At 52.4% G+C, this 21,094-nt stretch carries 20 protein-coding genes and 1 tRNA gene; 9 read left to right on the top strand and 12 right to left on the bottom strand.

Going from position 1 to position 21,094, the window contains the following annotated elements:
• Positions 1-130 precede the first annotated feature (130 nt).
• The 4 genes from ACT3TJ_RS13490 to ACT3TJ_RS13505 form a co-directional block, all read right to left on the bottom strand.
• Positions 131-496: a hypothetical protein gene (locus ACT3TJ_RS13490; protein ID WP_444622356.1), complete on the bottom strand. Its 366-nt coding sequence runs from the start codon at positions 494-496 to the stop codon at positions 131-133.
• Positions 483-845 (bottom strand): hypothetical protein, encoded by a 363-nt coding sequence (locus ACT3TJ_RS13495; RefSeq protein ID WP_444622355.1) that lies wholly within the window; start codon positions 843-845, stop codon positions 483-485. Before ACT3TJ_RS13495 ends, ACT3TJ_RS13490 begins: the two co-directional genes overlap by 14 nt.
• A gap of 524 nt (positions 846-1,369) precedes the next feature.
• Positions 1,370-1,460, bottom strand: a tRNA-Ser gene (locus ACT3TJ_RS13500).
• A 58-nt stretch (positions 1,461-1,518) separates the two neighbouring features.
• Positions 1,519-3,225 (bottom strand): potassium/proton antiporter, encoded by a 1,707-nt coding sequence (locus ACT3TJ_RS13505; protein WP_193057185.1) that lies wholly within the window; start codon positions 3,223-3,225, stop codon positions 1,519-1,521.
• Between the two features lie 302 nt (positions 3,226-3,527).
• On the opposite strand from ACT3TJ_RS13505, the gene ACT3TJ_RS13510 reads away from it, so the two are divergent.
• On the top strand, positions 3,528-4,505 hold the full coding sequence (locus ACT3TJ_RS13510) for an ABC transporter substrate-binding protein (protein WP_444622354.1): 978 nt from the start codon (positions 3,528-3,530) through the stop codon (positions 4,503-4,505).
• 86 nt (positions 4,506-4,591) lie between these two features.
• On the opposite strand, the gene ACT3TJ_RS13515 is transcribed toward ACT3TJ_RS13510, so the two are convergent.
• From ACT3TJ_RS13515 to ACT3TJ_RS13525, 3 genes are all read right to left on the bottom strand, one after another.
• Positions 4,592-5,398, bottom strand: a complete 807-nt coding sequence (locus ACT3TJ_RS13515; protein WP_444622353.1) for an alpha/beta fold hydrolase — start codon at positions 5,396-5,398, stop codon at positions 4,592-4,594.
• 81 nt (positions 5,399-5,479) lie between these two features.
• On the bottom strand, positions 5,480-6,148 hold the full coding sequence (locus tag ACT3TJ_RS13520) for a 7-cyano-7-deazaguanine/7-aminomethyl-7-deazaguanine transporter (protein ID WP_444622352.1): 669 nt from the start codon (positions 6,146-6,148) through the stop codon (positions 5,480-5,482).
• Between the two features lie 137 nt (positions 6,149-6,285).
• Positions 6,286-8,199 carry a propionyl-CoA synthetase gene (locus ACT3TJ_RS13525; protein WP_444665874.1) on the bottom strand — a complete coding sequence of 638 codons (1,914 nt, stop codon included), beginning with the start codon at positions 8,197-8,199 and terminating at the stop codon, positions 6,286-6,288.
• A 299-nt stretch (positions 8,200-8,498) separates the two neighbouring features.
• Here ACT3TJ_RS13525 and ACT3TJ_RS13530 point away from each other — a divergent pair, with 299 nt between their 5' ends.
• The gene (locus ACT3TJ_RS13530) at positions 8,499-8,819 is read left to right on the top strand and encodes an ArsR/SmtB family transcription factor (RefSeq protein WP_087111368.1); all 321 of its coding nucleotides are present in this window, start codon (positions 8,499-8,501) and stop codon (positions 8,817-8,819) included.
• A gap of 21 nt (positions 8,820-8,840) precedes the next feature.
• On the opposite strand, the gene sohB is transcribed toward ACT3TJ_RS13530, so the two are convergent.
• A complete protein-coding gene (gene sohB, locus ACT3TJ_RS13535; protein ID WP_444622350.1) occupies positions 8,841-9,884 on the bottom strand; it encodes a protease SohB in 1,044 nt (347 codons plus the stop codon).
• A gap of 146 nt (positions 9,885-10,030) precedes the next feature.
• Here sohB and ACT3TJ_RS13540 point away from each other — a divergent pair, with 146 nt between their 5' ends.
• Positions 10,031-10,339 (top strand): SCP2 sterol-binding domain-containing protein, encoded by a 309-nt coding sequence (locus ACT3TJ_RS13540; RefSeq protein ID WP_172118767.1) that lies wholly within the window; start codon positions 10,031-10,033, stop codon positions 10,337-10,339.
• Between the two features lie 39 nt (positions 10,340-10,378).
• Here ACT3TJ_RS13540 and nudC read toward each other — a convergent pair whose 3' ends face one another.
• From nudC to ACT3TJ_RS13560, 4 genes are read right to left on the bottom strand one after another with little or no spacing between them, the layout of a single operon-like run.
• Positions 10,379-11,161, bottom strand: a complete 783-nt coding sequence (gene nudC / locus ACT3TJ_RS13545; RefSeq protein ID WP_444622349.1) for an NAD(+) diphosphatase — start codon at positions 11,159-11,161, stop codon at positions 10,379-10,381.
• Complete coding sequence (dnaQ, locus tag ACT3TJ_RS13550; protein ID WP_172118769.1) at positions 11,154-11,891, bottom strand: DNA polymerase III subunit epsilon; 738 nt, start codon at positions 11,889-11,891, stop codon at positions 11,154-11,156. The genes nudC and dnaQ overlap by 8 nt, the downstream gene beginning before the upstream one ends.
• Positions 11,891-12,370 carry a ribonuclease HI gene (rnhA, locus tag ACT3TJ_RS13555; RefSeq protein WP_406565437.1) on the bottom strand — a complete coding sequence of 160 codons (480 nt, stop codon included), beginning with the start codon at positions 12,368-12,370 and terminating at the stop codon, positions 11,891-11,893. Before rnhA ends, dnaQ begins: the two co-directional genes overlap by 1 nt.
• 22 nt (positions 12,371-12,392) lie before the next feature.
• Entirely contained in the window at positions 12,393-13,169 is a 777-nt protein-coding gene (locus ACT3TJ_RS13560; RefSeq protein ID WP_444622348.1) for a class I SAM-dependent methyltransferase, read from the bottom strand.
• Between the two features lie 111 nt (positions 13,170-13,280).
• Between ACT3TJ_RS13560 and gloB the strand changes: the two genes are divergently transcribed.
• Genes gloB through ACT3TJ_RS13590 form a run of 6 tightly spaced genes read left to right on the top strand, consistent with a single transcriptional unit; the run spans position 13,281 to position 21,016 of the window.
• Complete coding sequence (gene gloB, locus ACT3TJ_RS13565) at positions 13,281-14,048, top strand: hydroxyacylglutathione hydrolase (RefSeq protein WP_193054592.1); 768 nt, start codon at positions 13,281-13,283, stop codon at positions 14,046-14,048.
• Positions 14,049-14,078: 30 nt separating this feature from the next.
• A complete protein-coding gene (locus ACT3TJ_RS13570; protein ID WP_193054593.1) occupies positions 14,079-15,290 on the top strand; it encodes a transglycosylase SLT domain-containing protein in 1,212 nt (403 codons plus the stop codon).
• Between the two features lie 33 nt (positions 15,291-15,323).
• Positions 15,324-17,249, top strand: coding sequence for an extracellular solute-binding protein (locus ACT3TJ_RS13575; RefSeq protein WP_444622347.1), 1,926 nt, complete (start codon positions 15,324-15,326; stop codon positions 17,247-17,249).
• Between the two features lie 32 nt (positions 17,250-17,281).
• Complete coding sequence (locus ACT3TJ_RS13580) at positions 17,282-18,355, top strand: microcin C ABC transporter permease YejB (RefSeq protein WP_172118774.1); 1,074 nt, start codon at positions 17,282-17,284, stop codon at positions 18,353-18,355.
• A 2-nt stretch (positions 18,356-18,357) separates the two neighbouring features.
• On the top strand, positions 18,358-19,431 hold the full coding sequence (locus ACT3TJ_RS13585) for an ABC transporter permease (RefSeq protein ID WP_172118775.1): 1,074 nt from the start codon (positions 18,358-18,360) through the stop codon (positions 19,429-19,431).
• Entirely contained in the window at positions 19,424-21,016 is a 1,593-nt protein-coding gene (locus ACT3TJ_RS13590; RefSeq protein WP_444622346.1) for an ABC transporter ATP-binding protein, read from the top strand. Before ACT3TJ_RS13585 ends, ACT3TJ_RS13590 begins: the two co-directional genes overlap by 8 nt.
• The last annotated feature ends 78 nt before the right edge of the window (positions 21,017-21,094 follow it).

Genomic DNA, 21,094 nt, shown 5'->3' on the forward strand with positions numbered 1-21,094 from the left:
GAAACAGCATCTCGCAATATTGCGCGGCCGCTTCATTATTACGGAGTACGCCACGTAAAAACGTAGCTTCATTCTGACGGGGCATGCAGCACCTCACGGTGGGGCAATTTAAAGGATAATTGTAGCAGGGTTAGGGCGTTAGTTGCTCTTTGAATGCGGCAACGATGCGGTGCATCTCTGCTGGCGTAGCGGCATTTCTAATGTCTGCTTTCGCTTTAATTCGTTTTACTTCGATAGCGTGAGCGTGTTGCTCCCAAACCTCACGTTGCTGAATTACAGCCGCCGCTACAGTTGTTACTTCGACGCCGGTAGCCGAAGCTTCCGCCTCAATTAACGGTCCATAACCGTTAACCGCTTCGATCAATTTGCGCTGGTATATAGTTTCCTGTGCGGGATCAACGTGCCGCGCCTTAGCGGCTTCACTATCCACGAGAGCCAGGTAGTGACCTTCAGCATCCCTGCGGCTAATAAAAGTGTGTGCTTTAAGAGTGGTCAACAGTTACCTCCAACACTTCGTCCAAATAGTCGACCCGGCCACTAAGCGCAACCTGATAGATGCCCGGCACGTCGTATTCAATTACAAGCGGTTCGTCGTCAGTAATTATCGCCATTCCGTTTGTTTCAACATTCAAACCAGAAGGAAGTCCCGATATAGTCAAACTTAACCCATTGATTTTACTTCTTATCATTATTTTTTGTTTGGCTTTTATTTCATCATTCGATATGTCGATATAGTGAGTAGTATCATGAACATCCTCTTCTTCAGGAACTTCGATATACCGGAATCCACCAGTTATAACTTGCAAAATTTCTCCGGTTTGCTTGGCAACGGCATATTTAGGCATTAGCGATTGTCCTTGAGTGTAAGAGTACGGATGAAGCGTTGGTACGCATGGAACTGGAGCCCTCCGCCAGAAGTGCCATTTAGACGTAATTGTAGGATGAAAGTACGCCCTACGGTCCGCGCGGGGAGGACGATGGCAAAGGTATTTAGGCCCGTCCCAACCCGAGTCTGGTACCGCGTCGACTCACTGCTGCCGATCCATTCCTGGAGCCGCACTTCAGGCGAGTACCCGCCGTTGGCAGTCTGAAGAAGCACCGGATGCTGACGAGCAAGGATTCGATGCGAGTACCAATTTGCAGCACAGCGATCGGAGAACCACAGAGGTTTATTTGCGAGCCAAGAAGGTACTTCGAGTCAGCACCTTAGGGGCCGAAGAATTCATTTCTGATTAGACATTAGTCTATTGTGCACTGGTCTAGCCTGAGCTGTATAACGGTAGGTGTTCCCCTCGTTATACTTTCGCCCTTTTTTCGTACCCAGAAACGAAAAAAGGAACCAGCTAAGTAGCTGATTCCTTTCGAATAATGGCGGAGGGACAGGGATTCGAACCCTGGATAGGCTATTAACCTATGCCGGTTTTCAAGACCGGTGCATTCAACCGCTCTGCCATCCCTCCGGCTTATGGGTGCGTATAATAGCAGTATTCCCTTGGAAGTCAATACCTTCTAGCCCAATTAATACAATCGCAGGCCTACACGGGTAATCGTGCCCTTTTCCATTTCGCTGACGACCCAGTGAATACCATGCCAATCCACATCATCACCCACGACAGGATGCCCGCCCACGCGCAGTGCGACGAACTCGGCGAGGGTCATACTATGCTCACCCGGGCTTAGCGTTAAGCCATACGCTTGAGCAACGTCCTGCATAAGTGCATCGCCCTCTAATGTGAAGGTACCGAAGAATGCACGCTCATGTTTGAGGCCAGCATCGCCATTGAATAAGCGATTTAGCGCAGAAAGATCTTCTGTGCGCCCTATCACACAGATGACATCGTCTAATTTCAATCGCGTGCTGCCCTTGGGATGCAGCATGGTGTGATTACGAAACAGCGCTGAAATCAACGCACCCGACGGGAAGCGCAGCAGCCGGATGGGCACATCTTCGAGGTCCCGGTTTTCGACCACGTAAACAAACATCTCAAAATCGTTATCTGGCAAAATCCCCAGCGGCCCACGGCGGTTAGGCGTTGTGCCTACTGGCACCTCCACTTTTAATAATCGGGCTGCCAACGTGAGCGAGCCGCCTTGTATCAATAGAGACAACAACACAACCGCAAAGGCGACGTTAAAGTAAAGTGACGCATTTTCTACCCCACCAATGACGGGGAAAATAGCCAGCACGATGGGCACTGCCCCCCTTAAACCTACCCACGCGATAAAAAAGGTTTCACGCCAGCGAAATTTAAAAAATGGCTTAATGGTAATTAAGACCGCCAAAGGGCGCGCAATGAAGATAAGTGCCAGCGCAACCAGGCTTGCGGGCAATGCAACGTCCCACAGCTGGCTGGGTGTTACCAGAAGCCCGAGCACCAGGAAAAGGCCAATCTGGCTTAACCACGCCAGGCCATCGTGTACGGGAAGAATAAAGTTAAGGTGTCGGCCAGGCTGATTGCCGATCATCAGGCCTGCCAGGTAAATCGCCAAAAAGCCACTGCCTCCCAGTACGCTGGTAAGCCCGAAAACGCTAAAGCCCAGCGCCAATGCCAGCATGGCATAAAGGCCTGGCGCTAAATCCAGCCAGCGGAGAAGCTTGGCGCTTAGCCAACCACCGCCAATGCCGACAATCAAGCCAATACCAAACTGAGAAACAAAGAAGGTCAGGGTTTCAAATACCCCGCCCATATCACCGACCAAAAGCTCTACTAGCATTAAGGTCAGAAAAATCGCCATTGGGTCGTTGGTGCCCGATTCGATCTCAAGCGTTGCCCCTACCCGCTCGTTGAGGTTCACGCCACGACCGCTAAGCATTGAGAAAACGGCGGCAGCATCGGTGGAACCCACAATAGCGCCCACCAATAACCCTTGCACCAGCGTTAAATCAAACACCCACATAGCGATCATGCCCACGACCGCACTGGTGATAAAAACCCCGAAAGTCGCCAGCGAAAGTGCCGGCTTAAAACCTACCCGGAACGTTTTAAGGCGCGTACGTAAACCGCCATCAAGCAGAATCATGGCAAGCGCGAGGTGGCCAATTGTGAACGCCATTGAGTAGTCGTCAAAGGCAACGCCAAGAACGCCTTCCTCCCCTGCCAGCATACCTAGCCCCAGGAAGATGAGCAGAAGTGGCACACCAACCATTGACGAGAGCCGGCTCGCCAAAATGCTCAGTGCCATTAGAGAACCACCAATTAAAAAGAAGGTGTAAATTCCGTCCATGTCTCTCCGTCTCTACATCAATGCCACACTATTATTGCATGCTACCGGTAAATTTACTGTGCGAACTCAGCAGACCAACACGTTCAAGGCTAGTCACGCACCGTTTGTCAGGGATAAACTCCGCCATCTCGATATCAGGAGTTATGATTATGTCATGCTGCCTTTCTGGTTATAGGCACTTACGTTTTTTGATGGTGATTTTTTGTTTATTTTTCGCATATTCATTAGCTTATGCAGAACAAGACACGCCGAAGGAGGATCAGACACCGCTTTCTCTTGAAAGTGACATTATGATTCCTGACATGCTGTGGCCATCCGTTGACAGTGATGTTGTTGATGAAGTCCCCACTACGGCACTGGCACCTCCAGCTCCGCTTGAGCCGCCGCCACTGAAAAGCGTGCGTTTAATGCTGGACTGGTATCTTAGTCCTCAGCATGCGGCCTTGGTCGTTGCGCAAACGAGAGACCTGTTTAGCGCACAGGGGCTGGAAGTGGAGCTTCAAACACCGGCGGACCCTGCGATCGCCATAAAACTGCTGACAGCGGGAGAAGTGGATTTAGCGTTAACGCGCCAGCCATTGCTGCATCTACTTGCCCACGAAGATGTTCCCATCACGCGCATTGCGACACTGATTGAAACGCCGCTTAACGCCGTCATTGTCACTGGCGACGCTCAACCGGAAAATGCGACGCACCTGGCCGGGCTTCATTATGGCTACAACACCCGAGAAGGTGCCAACTTGCTGGTTCCCAAGCTCGTGCCGCGCTCCGTACGCCAAACCGATACATTTTTAGCGCCCCAAAGCGTTCATTTTAATGTGGTCAATGCGTTTACTGAAGAGAGCATAGATGCCATTGCTGACGGCTTTTATCATTTTCTGCCCGAGCAATTAGCCTCAAACGGCATTGCCACGCACACCGTGCGCTATAACGAGCTGGGCATTCCACGCCATGATGGGCTAATTGTAGTGGCCAATAGCAACTCATTAGCCAAAAAAGCCGATACGTGGTCGCGTTTTTTGGTGGCGTTAGAAGAAGCCAGCAACTGGATGGTGGAAAATCCGGAGTCCGCTTGGGAAACGCTGATTGGTGCTCACCCCATTCTTGATAACGCAACCAATGCCAACGCCTGGCCGGATATTCTACGCCGGATCGCATTAAGCCCTGCTACCTTGAACGCACGCCGTTATGCAACGTTTGAAACGTATCTTTTACAGCAAGGGCTAATAGACGCTGAACTGCCCACATCACGTTTGGCCATTGACCCTTACACTCTTTAATCCGGGAGCGCTGATTGTTCAGGAGAAACTCGTAGCGGGGGCTTATCATTAAGACCTGTTAAGTGCAGGCACTGTTTTCAAGCAGCCTAGCGCTCATGGTGTTCCAAAAAGGCCTCAACGGCTTGCTGAAACGCCTCAGGCTGCTCTGCGTGAAGCCAGTGACCTGCGTTTTTAAGCGTTACAACGCGCGCCTGGGGCATCATCTCACGCAAGACAGGCAGCATATCGTCCGTCACATAGTGCGACTGGGCGCCGCGAAGCACGAGCGTCGGGCCTTCGTAAGGGGCTTCTCCCGCAGGCAAGTCAATAATATCGTCATACCCTCGCTGAATCTCATCCAGCCCTATACGCAGCCCCAACTCGCCTTCTTCGGTACGCGCTAAGTTGGTCGCCAGAAATAGCCGTGTAGATCGCGAATCAACGTGTTCAGCCAGCAGCTCATCGGCTTCACGACGATTTTTTGGCCGGCCTTCTCTAACACGCTTAAGGGCCGCAAAAATATCATCATGGCCATGCTGATAAACGACCGGGGCGATATCGCCTATTGTCAACGTCACTACGCGCTGGGGCGCCAGCCTTGCAAGGCTGATAGCAACTTTACCGCCCATGGAGTGGCCAAGCACATGCGCCTGAGTAATAGAGAGACTATCGAGCAGTGCAATGACATCCTGGGCCATCGTGGCATAACGCATATCATCGCTATGCGGTGAACGACCATGGTTACGTAAATCCACGGCAATGACGCGGCGCGAACGCTGCCAGACTTTCAAATGGGAGCGCCAGTTGTCGGCACTACCCATTAAGCCATGAATCACCACAAGCGGTGTCGCATCGGGAGCTCCTTCACTCTCCATTTCCAGATAGTGAAGGTCCACCGTGGCAGCATCAGTCATGTAAACTCCCTAAGCGTTGATTAATCAGGTGATTGTCAACAAGGCCGTCATTGTTAAGCAACAACGATTAGCCGTACATTATTAAACCGTACGTGGAGATAGGTCGGTATGCCCCGTCCAAACCACCAAGCGGCGCGTCAACCAGGCAAGCAGCAAGCCGTACAAGGGTAGAAAGAACAGCAGGCTGATGGCGAGCTTTATGGCATAGTCCACCACAGCAATTTCTAGCCAGTTTGCGGCCATAAAGGCGTCAGGGCTGTTATAGAATGCGGTGGAGAAGAACGCGTAAGTGTCAGCAAGATTGCCAAGCACCGTCGAGCATACCGGCGCTACCCACCAGGCCAATTGGCGCAAGCGATCAAATACCTGCACGTCCAGTAACTGCCCTATGACATACGCAAGAAAGCTTGCCAGCGCAATGCGCGCCACAAACACATTCCACTCGCCAAGTGCTTCAAACCCGGCAAAACTGCCCCGCGGAAATACGACTGACACAACATACGACACGACCAGAGCGGGCAACATCACGCGCAAGATAATGGCGCGTGCAGCATTTTTGCCGAAAAGGCGGACCGTTAAGTCAGTGGCCAGAAAGATAAACGGAAAACTAAACGCTCCCCAGGTGGTATGGAACCCAAAGAGCGTAAACGGCAGCTGAACAAGGTAGTTACTGGCAGCAATAATGCCGATATGGAAGGCGACCATTACCACGAGGCAACGGCGGTACTGCGTATCACTTAGTGCAAACATGCAAAATGACCTTTTTTTACAAGCCAAGAGGGGTTAGGGAACCCTCATAAGAAAGCGCATAGCGCTGCTGGCCGCGCATTATACGCGTTCTTAACTGCATTAAAAGTCACCACCCTGCCTGTCAGCACTTAATTGACTCAATCACGCGGCGTTGCTTTATCGGCATCGCCGATAGCGCGTTCACACATGGCGATACGCACATCCTCCAAGCTTGCCGGGTCATCAATGGTGGAGGGGATCCCAAATGCCTTCCCATCTGCAATCGTGCGCAATAACTTTCGCAATATTTTTCCAGAGCGGGTTTTCGGTAAACGGTTGACCACCAGTACCTGCTTAAAACATGCAATAGGACCAATATACTCACGGACACGCGCGATCAGCTCATTTTCAAGCGCTATTTCATCGCCGTTAAATCCATCCTTGGGAATCACCAGGCCAAGGGGAATTTGTCCTTTCAGCATATCGTGGATGCCAATCACCGCACATTCAGCCACCGCAGGATGCGCCCCCACCACCTCCTCCATTTCTCCGGTGGAGAGCCGATGCCCTGCCACATTGATCACGTCATCGGTGCGCCCCATAATGAACAGATAACCCTCTTCATCGAAGTAGCCGCCGTCGCCAGTTAAGTAGTAACCCGGAAACGCCGCCATATAAGCGCTATGAAAACGCTGGGGGTCATGCCAAATGCCCACCAGGCACCCAGGCGGCATCGGTTGCTTGATAACCACACTCCCCTGCTCCATGGGTGCTGCGGGTTCGCCGTCGCGGCCTAACACCTGTACATTAAATCCAGGCACCGGCAAGGTCGCCGCCCCCGCTTTAATAGGCATGGTTGCCAAGCCTGGTTGGTTAGCAGCAATCGGCCAGCCTGTCTCGGTTTGCCACCAGTGATCAATCACCGGCACATCCAGCAGATCATCCAGCCAATGAAATGTAGGCGGGTCAAGTCGCTCACCCGCTACAAACACGTACTTCAAGCTACTGATATCGTACCGGGAAAACAGCGCGGCATCCGGATCCGCTTTTTTAATTGCCCGAAAAGCCGTGGGCGCGGTAAAGAAGCTTTTGACGTTGTATTCCTCAATAATGCGCCAGAAGCTACCCGCATCGGGTGTATTGACCGGTTTGCCTTCATAAACAACGCTGGTACAGCCTCGCAGTAGCGGGGCGTAAACGATATAGGAGTGGCCTACCACCCAACCTACATCTGAGGCAGTAAAAAATACGTCGCCTGGCTCCAGGGCGTAAATTGCCTCCATCGAGTACTCAAGCGCCACCGCATAACCACCAGTATCTCGTACCACACCTTTGGGTTTTCCCGTCGTGCCTGAGGTGTACAAGATATACAGGGGATCGGTCCCTTTTACGGGAACACATTCGGCAAAGGCGGCGCTGGCCACTAAATCCTTCCAGTCATAATCACGTTCGCCCAAGGTAGCCGGTGCTATGTCACGCTGATAAATCACACAGGCATTCGGCTGGTGAGTACTTAATGCCAGCGCCTGGTCAATGATTGGCTTATAGGGAATGACCTTATCTACCTCAACACCACAGGAGGCAGCAACCACCACGCTGGGTTCAGCATCCTCGATTCTTGCCGCAAGCTCGTGAGGCGCAAAACCGCCAAAAACGACGGAATGGACGGCCCCAATCCGCGCACAGGCATACATCGCGACCAAGGCTTCAGGAATCATGGGCATATAAATCACCACTCGATCCCCTTTTTTTACGCCAAGTTCGGAAAGCGCACCGGCAAGGTAGGCTACCTGATCACGCAGTTGCCGGTAGGTTAACGTTGCCTTGGCATGCGTTACGGGTGAATCCCAGTAAATAGCAGGCTGTTCCGCTCGGCCCTGCTCAACATGGTGGTCGAGCGCGGCATAGCAGATGTTGATCTCACCATCGCTAAACCAGCGAGCATGCTGCTGGTCATCATAGGTAAGAATCCGTGTAGGTGGCGTAAACCAGGGCAGGCGTTTGGCCTGCTCAGCCCAGAAGTGTTCGGGCTGACTGCTCGCTTGCAGGTAGGATTCTTGGTAGCGGCTCATAATGACCCTGTCTTTATTGTATTATCGAAGTAGCATTGAATAGCTTCTACTCTATAAAGTAATTGCCGTACTCACCCTCATACTATCGGCTAAAGACGGACAATGGGCCAGGGAAGACGTTAAAGAGCCAGCGTTATCATTGATTAACCGTTAAATGAAGATTTGGACAAAACTCACTAAATTACCGATTATTAAATTAATCATCGTTGCACTGCGGCGATGGCATAACAATTGATAAAAATGCATGTATAAACACTACAAATGACCGCTTCCCGTCCAGTGTAGGCAAGGAGATTATGATGTCTGCGTCCTCAAGCGCCGCTGCATGTCTGCTCGAAAATAACTGCCAAAACCTTGTATCCGCTACGAATTTATTAAAAGCCTTGGCGAATGAAAAACGCCTACAAATACTCTGCTTACTGGCCGAGGAGGAGCTTTCGGTCACGCAGATTAATCAGCAGCTTTCACTGAGCCAATCGGCGCTTTCGCAACATCTGGCTATTTTACGTAGGGATGAGCTGGTCAATACACGACGTGAGTCACAAACCATTTATTACTCCTTGCGTAGCGACAGCGCCAAGGCAATTTTAGACACCCTGGCGCAGCACTATACAACGTAAAAAACGCACTGTTTTTAGGGACTACCGACGCTGCCAGCCGGAGGCCTCCAACATGCTGAGAGCCTTTAGCGCGGCGTTTTCTACACCCGCCGAGACTGCCAAGCCTATTTTTCGGCTGATAGTTTTCGGCGCTTCAAGGCGCACATGGTATACATTGGCGTCGGCCATTCGTTCAACCAGATACGCCTCACTGGTGCCCAGACTATCGACCAACTGATTGGCAACGGCTTCGCTGCCGTACCAAATTTCCCCTGTTGCCAGAGTATCGATATCCATTTCAGGGCGGTGGCTACTCACGTAGTCCTTAAACAGGCGATGAGTATTTTCCAGGTTTTCTACAAATTTTTCACGGCCTTCCTGGGTGTTCTCACCAATCACCGTTAGCGTGCGCTTGTACTTACCCGCCGTAAGTAGCTCAACGTCAATATCATGACGTTTAAGAAGGCGGTGAATGTTCGGCACTTGAGCTACCACACCAATTGAGCCAATTACCGCAAACGGCGCAGCTTTAATATGCTGAGCCGTACAGGCCATCATATATCCGCCGCTGGCCGCCACCTTATCGATACACACGGTGGTAGTAAGGCCCGCGCTTTGCAGCCTATCCAGTTGTGCGGCCGCCAATCCATAGGCATGCACAAGCCCCCCAGCAGACTCCAAACGTACCACTACTTCGTCATTGGGCTCAGCGACATCAATAATGGCCGATACTTCCTGAGCGAAAAGCTCCGTTTGAGAAGCTTTGATATCACCGTGAAAATCCAGCACCCATACTCTATTCTTTGATGGAGTAGCCTCTTTGCTTTTCGCTGTTTTTTGACGACTCTTGTCTTCCTGGCGAAACCCCTTAAGCATCTTTTTACGCGCGCCCTGCTCAGTGGCAGCCATGCGAAGACGGCGATTACGCGACTGACGCTGCTCATTGAGTGGCTCAATATGCAACTGAAGATCACTTTCTTGAGTTGCTTTGCTGCGCAAGATCAGCAAGGCGACGCCTCCCAGCAATCCAACAACCATCGTCGCTTGCACCAGAAAGGTGCCCATTCCTGCTATCCATTCACTCACGTATACGCTCCTGCCAAGGTTTAGCACTATCGTTCAATATCCGTTCGCACGGCTTGAACTAAACGATTGTTTAAAATACTCTCATTCACATTCATCGGGTCATTGATGATCCATTTATATATTTTACCGCCTTTGGAGAGATAGTTATGTCAAACAGCACGCTTGATAAGTTGAAAGCACGCTTTAATCCGGATGCGGCTGAGGGTATGGACGAAGTATTTCAATTTCACTTTGAAGATGCGGGTGATCACTACCTTGTTATCAAGGATCGCGCTCTGGATGTTCAGGAAGGCGAACATGATGACCCTTCGGTCAGCTTGAGCATGGGCACAGATACCCTCAAGGGTATTATGACCGGTGATATCAATGGCATGACCGCCTTTATGACTGGCAAGTTAAAAGCAACCGGTAACGTAATGCTAGCCACCAAACTCACCAGCCTGTTTCCCAACTAAACGCTCGCCGTGAACTTTTTAAGCCAGGGTGTTAGTGGCTTACTCACGCCATTTAGCCAAATGCGTTTCAATCAGTTCACGTGAAATGGAGTACGGCGGCGGCAACGAAGGTAGTTGCCGCGGCGAAAACCAGGCCGCATCGCTAATCTCTACCCCATCGATATTAATACGCCGCGTGGTCGCTTCAGCAAAAAAACCAAACATCAGTGAATGGGGGAATGGCCATGCCTGACTTTGGTGGTAGCGCAGCTTATCAACATGTACACCCACTTCCTCGAACACTTCACGATGGACAGCCTCTTCGGCTGACTCACCCGGTTCAATAAAGCCTGCCAGGGTCGAGTAGCGTCCTGGCGGGAAACGTGGGCTTCGTGCTAACAGCATCGCTTCACCACTGGTGACCAGAGTGATAATACACGGTGAAATGCGTGGATAGTTGCGATGCCCACACGCATTACAGTGCATGGCGAATTCAGCTTCAAGCCTCGTGGCCGCAGCGCCACAACGTCCGCAAAAACGGTGATTTTCAAGCCATGCGCCAACCTGAAGCGCGGTAGAAATCAAGCTAAACCACCCGCTGGGCAGATCCGCCATCCATTGGCGCCCATCAATCCAGCCATCACCCGGCTCTTTATCAACCCATAGCGCTACTGGCTCGTCATTCCAGTAACACAACGGCTGCATTTGTTCAGTCCAAGGCTGATAAGGCTGAAGCGGCGTCAGTGCCTGGTCGCCCAATAGAGGGGCTGGCGCCAGTTGGCTGCGCGATAGACGAACAACGCGCCCTTCACGTACATGGTGCGGAATCTCACGCCTAAGCATTGTGATCACGTTCCTCAAACCAATTCAGCTTATGTGCCTGGCATTTTGCCTGATGAGCGGCGTGCTCTTGTGCGCTTGGACGGATGACACGCAACTGACCGGGTGTAAGCGTTAGCCGCTGAACCGATAGGCCTTCATTTGACGAATCGGCCTGCTGCTCTTCTGAAGACGTGGCAGCATCCAGCGTCAATGCCGTTTGCCCTCCCGTCATGGCCAGATAAACGTCGGCCAGAATCTCGGAGTCGAGCAACGCCCCGTGGAGCACACGGTGGCCGTTATCAATGTCATAACGCTTACACAGGGCATCCAGGCTATTACGCTGACCTGGATGCAGCTCCCGGGCCATTGTGAGCGTATCCAGAACGCGGCAGTGCTCACGCACCGGACCTAATGGCGCTCCACTGCGCTGCTTATTTAACCGGCCAAATTCATGATCCATAAAACCCACATCGAAGGGGGCATTATGAATAACCAGCTCTGCGCCTTCGATAAAAGCCCAGAACTCGTCCGCTATTTGAGCAAACACTGGCTCGTTTGCGACCTTTTCATCGTCAATGCCGTGAATTGCCACGACTTCTGCGTCGATATGCCGCTCAGGGTTGATATATTGATGATAGGTACGCCCAGTAAAACGGCGATTCACCATTTCAACGGCGCCAATCTCTACAATGCGATGGCCATCCTTGGGGTCGATACCGGTCGTTTCGGTATCCATGATAATTTGGCGCATCATGCTCTCCTCTGCTGGTGCTCATCAATGGCTTCATTGGCGAGCGCATCAGCGCGCTCATTACCTGGATGCCCGCTATGCCCTTTTACCCAGTGCCACTCTACCTTGTGTCGATGGGTCTCTTCGTGCAGCGCTTTCCACAGCTCGGCGTTCTTGACTGGCTGCTTGGCGGCGGTTTTCCAGCCGCGTTTAACCCAGTTGTGAATCCACTGAGTAATGCCTTGGCGAACATACTGAGAGTCGGTCCATAGCGCGATCTCACACGGCTTATTGAGCGTGCGCAGCGCCATAATGGCAGCCATTAATTCCATCCGGTTATTAGTGGTGTCAGCTTCATAACCTTTTAAGGTCTTTTCATGCTCGCCGCTAGACAGCACCACCCCCCAACCGCCAGGGCCAGGATTTCCCCGACATGCACCATCGGTATATACCGTGACCTGCGGTAGCTGCTCGGCCGCTTGATTACTCAATCTTTCCATCCTTTATTAACAGGTATTGGCGCTACGTATCCTGATGAGACTGGTTATGCGCCGGTTTACCTCTGCGTGTAGCACCGAGCGATGAAGAGGAAACAGGGCGTTGTAGCGCAAACTTAATGCGTTTGACGTAAGCCGACTGCTGGCGGCGATGTGCCTGGATCATGTAACTTTCCCCCCAAGGCAAATTATGCCGACGCCCCAGCGCCTCTCGCCCTTCGGGGCAAGACGCATTCAGCAAGCCTCTAAAACAGCAATAGTCTACGCGTTCGACCTCAAAATCGACAAATGCTAGCCAGTCACGCAGTCGCCCAAGCTTGTGCCACTGCCCGTTCCAAGGGAATTCGGGCCGGCGTTTACGCCACTGATGTGCCAGGCCTTTAACGCTCAGAGGATTAAAACCAAAGAGCACCAGCATTCCGTTGTCAGCCGTCACTCGTGCCGCTTCTTGTAGGGTGTGGTGAGGGTTTTCCAATTGCTCTAGCCAGTGGTGGATGATGACCACATCCATACAACGATCAGGCAACGCCAAACGGTCAGGTGGGCAGACCAACGTTGATGGGCTGGTGGCGAATTCAAGCGTTGGAACCCAGCGGACCGCGTGCGGTATCGACGACATGGTCATCAAAGAAGGCCCCATGCTTATCTCCAGGCTATGCCTACCCGCCCGGCTTTCAACCACGGGCCCCAGGCAAGCACGTTGCACGTCCCAAAGTGATCGACCAGCATCCGTTTTCCAGTAGGCCTGGCTATTTACCAAGCGGCTGGTCATCGCCTTATCGGCCGTTGTCGAATTTGACATGGACAGCGCTTCCCTCCAAAGTAACGGCTTTTTAACGCTTTCTATGTGTCTTTTCAACGTACTTATCAGCGTAATGACAGCAGGTTTGCAACCCTTAAAAGGATCTCGCCCATGATGAGCGTGACACCGATTCCCGCCCTTAGCGACAACTATATTTGGCTATTGAGACAAGATACCAGTCAAAGCGTTTGCGTGGTGGACCCTGGTGAGGCCGATCCTGTCATCAAGCTGTTAGAGCGTGAGTCGCTGACGCTGGACACCATTCTGATTACCCATCATCACCATGATCATACGGGAGGCTTAGCAACGCTCATCAAGCGCTACTCTCCCCATGTCATTGGTCCAGCGAATCCGGATATTCAGGGTATTAATCAGCATGTCGGTGACGGCGACACCGTGCGTGTGATGGGACGCCAATTTGATGTCATGGCAACCCCTGGGCACACGCTTGATCACATTAGCTTTTATACGCCGGGTATTCCGGCACTACTGTTTTGTGGAGATACGCTGTTTTGTGCAGGCTGTGGCCGTTTATTTGAAGGCACACCCGAACAAATGCACACGTCATTGAACAAACTCGCGGAACTACCTGCCGATACACTGGTCTTTGCTGCTCATGAATACACACAGGCGAATCTTGTATTTGCCCACGCAGCTGACCCAGAGAATGACGATGTGACTTATGCCTTAAGTGAGTGTGAAAAGGCTCGGGCATTAAATCGCCCCACCTTACCCAGCACAATAGGACGCGAGCTGAAAATTAATCCCTACCTGCGCGTCGGTACGCAAAGCGTACGCCAAGCGGCAGGAGAACAGGGAGCTAATGACAACGACCTCGCGACGTTCGCCACTCTACGTGAGTGGAAGAACCGATTTTAAGAACGCTCCAGAAACCAAATGAATTAAACTATGACCTATCGAACGATGCGACAGCGCTTGGTATTAAGCGCTGGCAGTACGGTAATTATGGGCTTGTTATTGGCCGCTGCCGCTAACTCACAAGCCTCAGCACTCTCATATAGCCCTTCTAATAGTGCTACTTCCTACACAGAGCACACGCCTTCAACGCAGGCGGCTTCGACTTCTTTCCACACCAGTTTTTGGGAAGACCTAGAGCTTCAGCATCAGGATGCCTGGACAGCGCTGCGTCAAACGTTTCAGTGGCAGGAGCTAACACTGCCCCCCAGCGCTCAGGCCCGCGTGGATGAGTGGATCGAATATTATCGCGCCAGCCCCGAAAACATAGCCACAATTACTGAGCGCGCCACGCCCTGGCTTGCCTGGATCACTCAACAAGTGAGTGATCGCGGCCTACCCGGCGAAATCGCCTTGATTCCGTTTGTCGAAAGCTCCTTCGACCCCAGTGCGCGCAGCCATCGTGGCGCAGCGGGGCTCTGGCAGTTCATGCCCAACACAGGTGATGCGTTGGGTCTGGTTCGTAACGGCAATTATGACGGGCGCCTGGACGTACTCACTTCCACCGCAGCGGCGCTTGATTACCTTGAGATGCAGGCGGATCAGTGGTACGAGGGCGGCATCATGCTTTCGTTGGCGGCTTACAACGCCGGAGCGGGCACCGTTAATCGCGCTCTACGCAAGGCACAAAATCAGGGGCTGGCGGGTGACTATTGGGATCTATCGTTACCGCATGAAACCATGCAGTACATTCCCAAACTAAAAGCGATCGCGACCATCATTAATGATCCGGAACGCTTTGATATTAGCCTGCCAGACATTCACATGGACCCAGCCTTTGCCAAAGTAAAACTGGAGCAACCCTTAAGTATCGCTCAAGCCTCACAGCTTTTAGATGTCAGCCAATCAGCGCTAGCCGAGCTAAACCCAGGGCTGCTCAACGGCAGCATCGACCCCCGCAATGTACAAACGCTTTTAGTACCTGAGGAAGCCGATACACAGGTATTAGCTCAGCTTTCGCAAACCACGTCTAGCGAACTTGCCTCGACACAAGCGCCCAACGTTCATCGTGTTGAACGTGGAGACAATCTATCCGCCATTGCCAGCCGCTACCAGGTTAACCAAAATGACTTGATACGCTGGAATGCGCTTGATCGACCTAATGCTTTACAACCAGGCCAACTCCTGACACTTTCAGGGCAATGAGTTGACAAGATCTGCTCACATGGGACGTAACCAATGCCACGTGGTGTGTTTGTAAAGACGCTGCTAATCGTTAGCTGCCTCATCATGAGTATGTCAGCCTTTGCAGAACCGACAGAGGCTGAACCTCAACCGCAGATCATGGCTGGCAATAGCCTAACGCCTGCAGATAGCGTCGCAAGCAACAATACATCGATTCAAACGGTGCATGGGCTGTCACTTTACGATAGCCCTGAGTTACCTGCCGACTTTGCCTATTTCCCTCATGTTAATCCACTGGCTCCCAAGGGCGGCACCATCACCCACACCGCCGTGGGCAGCAGCTTTGATTCCACCAACCCCTTTATCATTCGTGGCACGCCGGCCACCGGCGTAGGCCAGATATACGATACGTTAATGACCAGCAATCCAGGCGAACCCTTCAGCGTGTATGGATTACTGGCGGAAGGCGTCCGCTTGGACCCTGACCGGGAGTGGATTGAGTTTGACCTCCGCCCCGAAGCACGTTTTCAAGATGGCGAGCCGGTAACCGCGTACGATGTGGTGTTCTCCTTTAACCTGCTGCGTGAAGAGGGTAATCCTTTTTACGCCAGTTACTATGCCGATGTTGATAACGCCATTGCGCTAAATGAACACCAGGTTCGCTTCGAATTTAGTAGTACTGAGTCTCGTGAATTACCATTAATCATCACGCAGTTACCGATCCTCCCCCGCCACTACTGGGAACCCCGTGACTTTGCCGCCCCGACACTGACAGCACACCCAGGCTCCGGCCCTTATCGCATCAGTGACGTCGACCCAGGCCGGCGCATCGTATATCAGCGGGACGACGACTACTGGGGTAAAGACCTGCCTGTTAATGTCGGCCGCTACAATATTGATCGTGTGGTTTACGACTATTACCGAGACAGGGATATTGCCTGGGAGGCATTCAAGGCGGGCTTAACCGACTTCAGGACCGATGCCCGTGCGGCGACCTGGGCCATTGGCTACGATTTCCCGGCGTATCGCGAAGGGTTGGTGAAACGCATCACCGTCCCTGATGTAAATCCTTCGCTCATGCAGGCGTTCGTATTCAATCTTCGTAAGGAGAAGTTCCAAGACCCGCGCGTACGCGAAGCGCTCAGCCTGGCGTTCGACTTTCCCTGGCTGAATACCAATATTTTTTATAACGCCTATCAGCGTACCGAAAGTTATTTCCAGAACTCAGAGATGCAAGCTGATGGCCTGCCATCAGAGGAAGAACTCGCCCTGCTTGAGCCTTATCGAGAAGAGCTTTTAGCCTCTCATCGCTCTGAGCGAATATTTACCGATGCACTCCCTATCGACCAGCCGACGGACCTGCGCGAACGCTTACGCCGGGCGCTCGACTTGCTGAACGAAGCGGGCTACCAAGTGGAAGACGGCGTACTGGTTCATACTGAAACAGGCAAGCCCTTACAGTTAGAAGTGCTGCTTTACGATGCAAGTCTTGAGCGTGTGGTACAGCCTATGCTGCGCAATATGGCGCGTCTCGGTGTACAGACCACCATGCGGATCGTGGACATTAACCAATATCTTAATCGCCAGCGTAGTTACGATTACGATATTGTGATCAGCCATTTCCCCCAATCCAATAACCCCGGTAACGAACAGCGCGACTTCTGGAGTAGTGAGGCCGCCAAAGCGCCGCAAAGCCGTAACCGAATGGCGCTCGCCCACCCGGCAGTGGATGCATTAATCGAGGACATTATTAGCGCAGAGAGCCGGGAGAAACTGGATACAGCGACGCGCGCGCTCGACCGGGTGCTGCGCTGGGGTTTTTACACCATCCCCCACTATCACTCCGGCGAAACGCGTATTGCAGTATGGGACAAGTTCGGCTATCAAGAGCCTTTCCCGGAATACGCAATGGATTTAGATGCCTGGTGGGTCGATACCGACCGTGAAGCAGAATTACAGCGCCGTCACCGGCGTCGCTGAAGGGCTAAATAATAACGACTGGAGTGCACTCTGTGGCACGTTACACCCTACGCCGACTGCTACTGATGATACCGACGCTACTCGGCATCATGCTGCTTAACTTCATGATTGTTCAAGCCGCGCCCGGCGGCCCCATTGATCAGATGCTAGCGCGTTTTGAAGGCGCCAACGCTATGGCCAGCACACGTTTAGACATGGGCGGAGCAGATGTTCAAGTAAGCGATGATTCGCGGGGCGCACGGGGTATTGATCCCCGCTTTATCGAACAGCTGGAACAGCAGTTTGGGTTCGACAAGCCAGCCCATGAACGCTTTATCGGCATGATGACCGATTATCTTACGCTCGACTTCGGGACCAGCTTTTTCCGCGACCGCCCGGTGGTCGAGCTGATAATTGAGCGCCTGCCGGTATCCATTTCTCTGGGCTTGTGGACCACCCTGCTGGTCTATGTGATTTCCATTCCACTAGGTATTCGTAAAGCCTTGCGCCACGGCTCACGTTTTGATGTGTGGACCTCAGGGCTGGTGGTTGTCGGCTATGCGATACCGGGCTTTCTATTCGCCATCCTGTTGATTGTGCTGTTTGCGGGCGGCACCTATTGGGACTGGTTTCCCCTCAGAGGGCTAACCTCTCCAGATTTTGCGGACCTTTCGCTAGGCGGCAAAATAAAAGACTACTTCTGGCATATCACGTTGCCCGTCACAGCGGCCGCTATCGGCAGCTTTGCCACGCTTACCATGCTGACCAAGAACAGCTTTTTAGACGAAATTCATAAGCAATACGTGCTCACCGCTCGCGCCAAAGGTGCTAACGAACAGCGCATTTTGTACGGTCATGTTTTTCGTAACGCTATGCTCATCATTATTGCGGGATTGCCGGCCGCGATGATTGGAATTTTCTTTACCGGCGCCCTGCTGATTGAGGTGATTTTCTCGCTTGATGGGCTGGGCCTTCTAGGATTTGAAGCCGTTATGCAGCGGGATTATCCGGTCATCTTCGGCACCCTGTTTTTGTACACGGTCATCGGGCTTGTGCTAAAGCTGATATCCGATTTGACCTACGTGTGGGTGGATCCACGCATCGACTTTGCAACGAGGGAGTCGTGAAAATGAGCGGTTTTACATCACGGCTATCCCCCATTACGCAGCGCCGTTTAGCCGCCTTTAAAGCAAATCGTCGCGCGCGGATATCGCTTTGGTTGTTTGGCGTGCTGTTCATTATCAGCCTGTTTGCCGAGCTGATTGCCAATGACAAGCCGCTTATTCTGAACTACGACGGGCAGTGGTATACACCTTTACTGGTGGATTATCCGGAAACAGATTTCGGGGGCTTTCTTCCCACCCGTACTGACTATTTGGACCCGTTTATTCAACAGCAAATTAGTGACAACGGCTGGGCCATATGGCCGCTTATTCCGTTCTCCTATCAAACGCTGGACATGCAGATGCAACAACCCTCACCAGCTCCCCCGGATAGTCGCCACTGGCTGGGCACGGATGACCAAGGGCGCGATGTGCTGGCCCGCGTTATCTACGGTTTTCGGCTCTCTGTCTTTTTTGCGTTAGTGCTTACGACAGGGTCGCTGGCGTTAGGCGTTCTAGCGGGCGGTGTGCAGGGGTATTTTGGCGGCAAGGTGGATCTTATAGGCCAACGGGTCACTGAAATATGGTCGGGGCTACCGGTACTGTTTTTGCTGATTATTTTAGCAAGCTTCGTGCAACCCGGTTTTTGGTGGCTGCTGGGCATTATGCTGCTGTTTTCATGGCTAGGTCTGGTCGATATTGTGCGGGCCGAGTTTTTACGAGCACGCAATTTGGAATACGTACGCGCAGCAAAAGCCATGGGATTGCCGTCTCGGCTGATTATGTGGCGCCATGTCCTGCCGAATGCCATGGTGGCTACCCTAACGTTTATCCCCTTTCTGTTTACCGGGGCGATTGGTACGTTAACAGCGCTCGACTTTTTGGGCTTTGGCCTGCCGCCAGGTTCCCCATCCTTGGGGGAGCTTGCCGCCCAGGGTAAAAATAATCTGCACGCGCCATGGCTGGGTATTACCGCCTTCATGACGCTTGCCGTGATGCTCTCCTTGCTTGTATTTATTGGTGAAGGGCTGCGCGATGCCTTCGACCCACGCCACATTAATCAGCGCCAAACGCCTGCGCAGGACACCCAACATGCCTAAACCACTACTTCGGCTAACGGATTTCACGATTGCCTTTGATGATAATGTAGTGGTAGATGCGCTTTCATTAACGGTCAATGCAGGCGAAACGCTGGCGATTGTGGGTGAGTCCGGCTCGGGCAAGTCCGTTTCAGCACTGGGGGCTATTAACCTTTTACCCCGCAATGCCATGATAAGCGGCGAGCGCTGGCTAGAGGAGACTGACCTCAATCAACTTGGCAAGCGCGATTGGAACAGCGTGCGTGGCAACCGCGTAGGGTTTGTGTTTCAAGAACCCATGACATCACTCAACCCTTTACACCGTATCAGTAAGCAAATTGGGGAAACCCTGCGCCTGCATCAAGGGTTAAGTGGGCAAGCGGCGCGAGCGCGGGCCAGAGAACTGCTTGAACAAGTGAAACTGCCCCGCGTTGATGAGCTGTTGGATGCCTGGCCTCATCAACTCTCCGGTGGTCAGCGTCAGCGCGTCATGATTGCCATGGCCATTGCCAATAACCCAGCACTACTAATCGCCGATGAGCCGACGACCGCGCTGGATGTCACCGTCCAGCAAGACATACTCGGCCTTTTAAAAGAGCTTCGCGATCAGCATGGCATGGGCATGTTGTTTATCAGCCACGACTTGAATCTTGTAAGCCGCTATGCCGAGCGGGTTTGTGTGATGTATCGCGGTAAGATTCAGGAAATGGGGCCAGTTGAAGAGGTTTTTCAAAACCCACAAAGTGATTACACCAAAGCACTGTTAGCAGCGGAGCCTGAAGGCCGCCCGGCAGCGCCTGCCAATACGGCGCCCTTATTAACCGCTCGCCAGCTAAGCGTTAGTTTTAAGCGACCCAAAACAGGGCTATTCAAACGCCAGCCCCCCCCCTTTGAAGCGCTTAAAGCAACCGACTTGAGTATTTCGCCCGGTGAAACGCTGGGCATTGTCGGCGAGTCAGGCTCAGGGAAAACGACGCTGGCATCCGCGATTATGCGTCTGGTGCACAGTCAGGGAGACGTTATCTTGGGTGATGCTACCTTGAGCCAGCTTACGGGCAATGCGCTACGGCACCAGCGTCATCGCTTACAAATGGTATTTCAGGACCCATACGGTGCGCTTTCACCGCGTATGCCGGTGTTTGATATCGTGAGTGAGGGGCTACGTTTTCACTATCCCGCGCTTTCACTCGATGAAGTTACCCGGCGTGTACAAAAAACGCTGCTTGAGGTGGGTTTACCTGAAGGCTGTGCGGCACGCTATCCCCATGAGTTCTCCGGCGGACAGCGCCAGCGAATAGCCGTGGCCCGAGCCATTATTTTAGAGCCTGAACTTCTAGTGTTGGACGAGCCTACCTCAGCGCTGGACCGTACCGTACAAAAGCAGCTTGTGACGCTACTTCGTCAGTTACAGGAACGTCGTCAGCTTAGCTATCTATTTATCAGCCACGACTTAGCCGTAGTACGTGCCATGGCGCACCGTATTATGGTGCTAAAGGATGGTGAAGTGGTCGAACAGGGCCCCTGCCTTGACGTGCTGTCCTCGCCTCAGCATGCATATACTCAATCGCTGATTGCCGCCGCCCATTTGCCACGTTTTTCTGCCTAGCGTTTCTTTGAAAAATGTAAGCAGAGGCGTTGTTTAAAGAAGCAAGATAACGGTATAAATTGAGTATTGAATACGCAC

Origin of the sequence: Halomonas sp. AOP30-A1-24, assembly GCF_052378165.1 — a bacterium.
Classification (GTDB): domain Bacteria; phylum Pseudomonadota; class Gammaproteobacteria; order Pseudomonadales; family Halomonadaceae; genus Vreelandella; species Vreelandella citrativorans.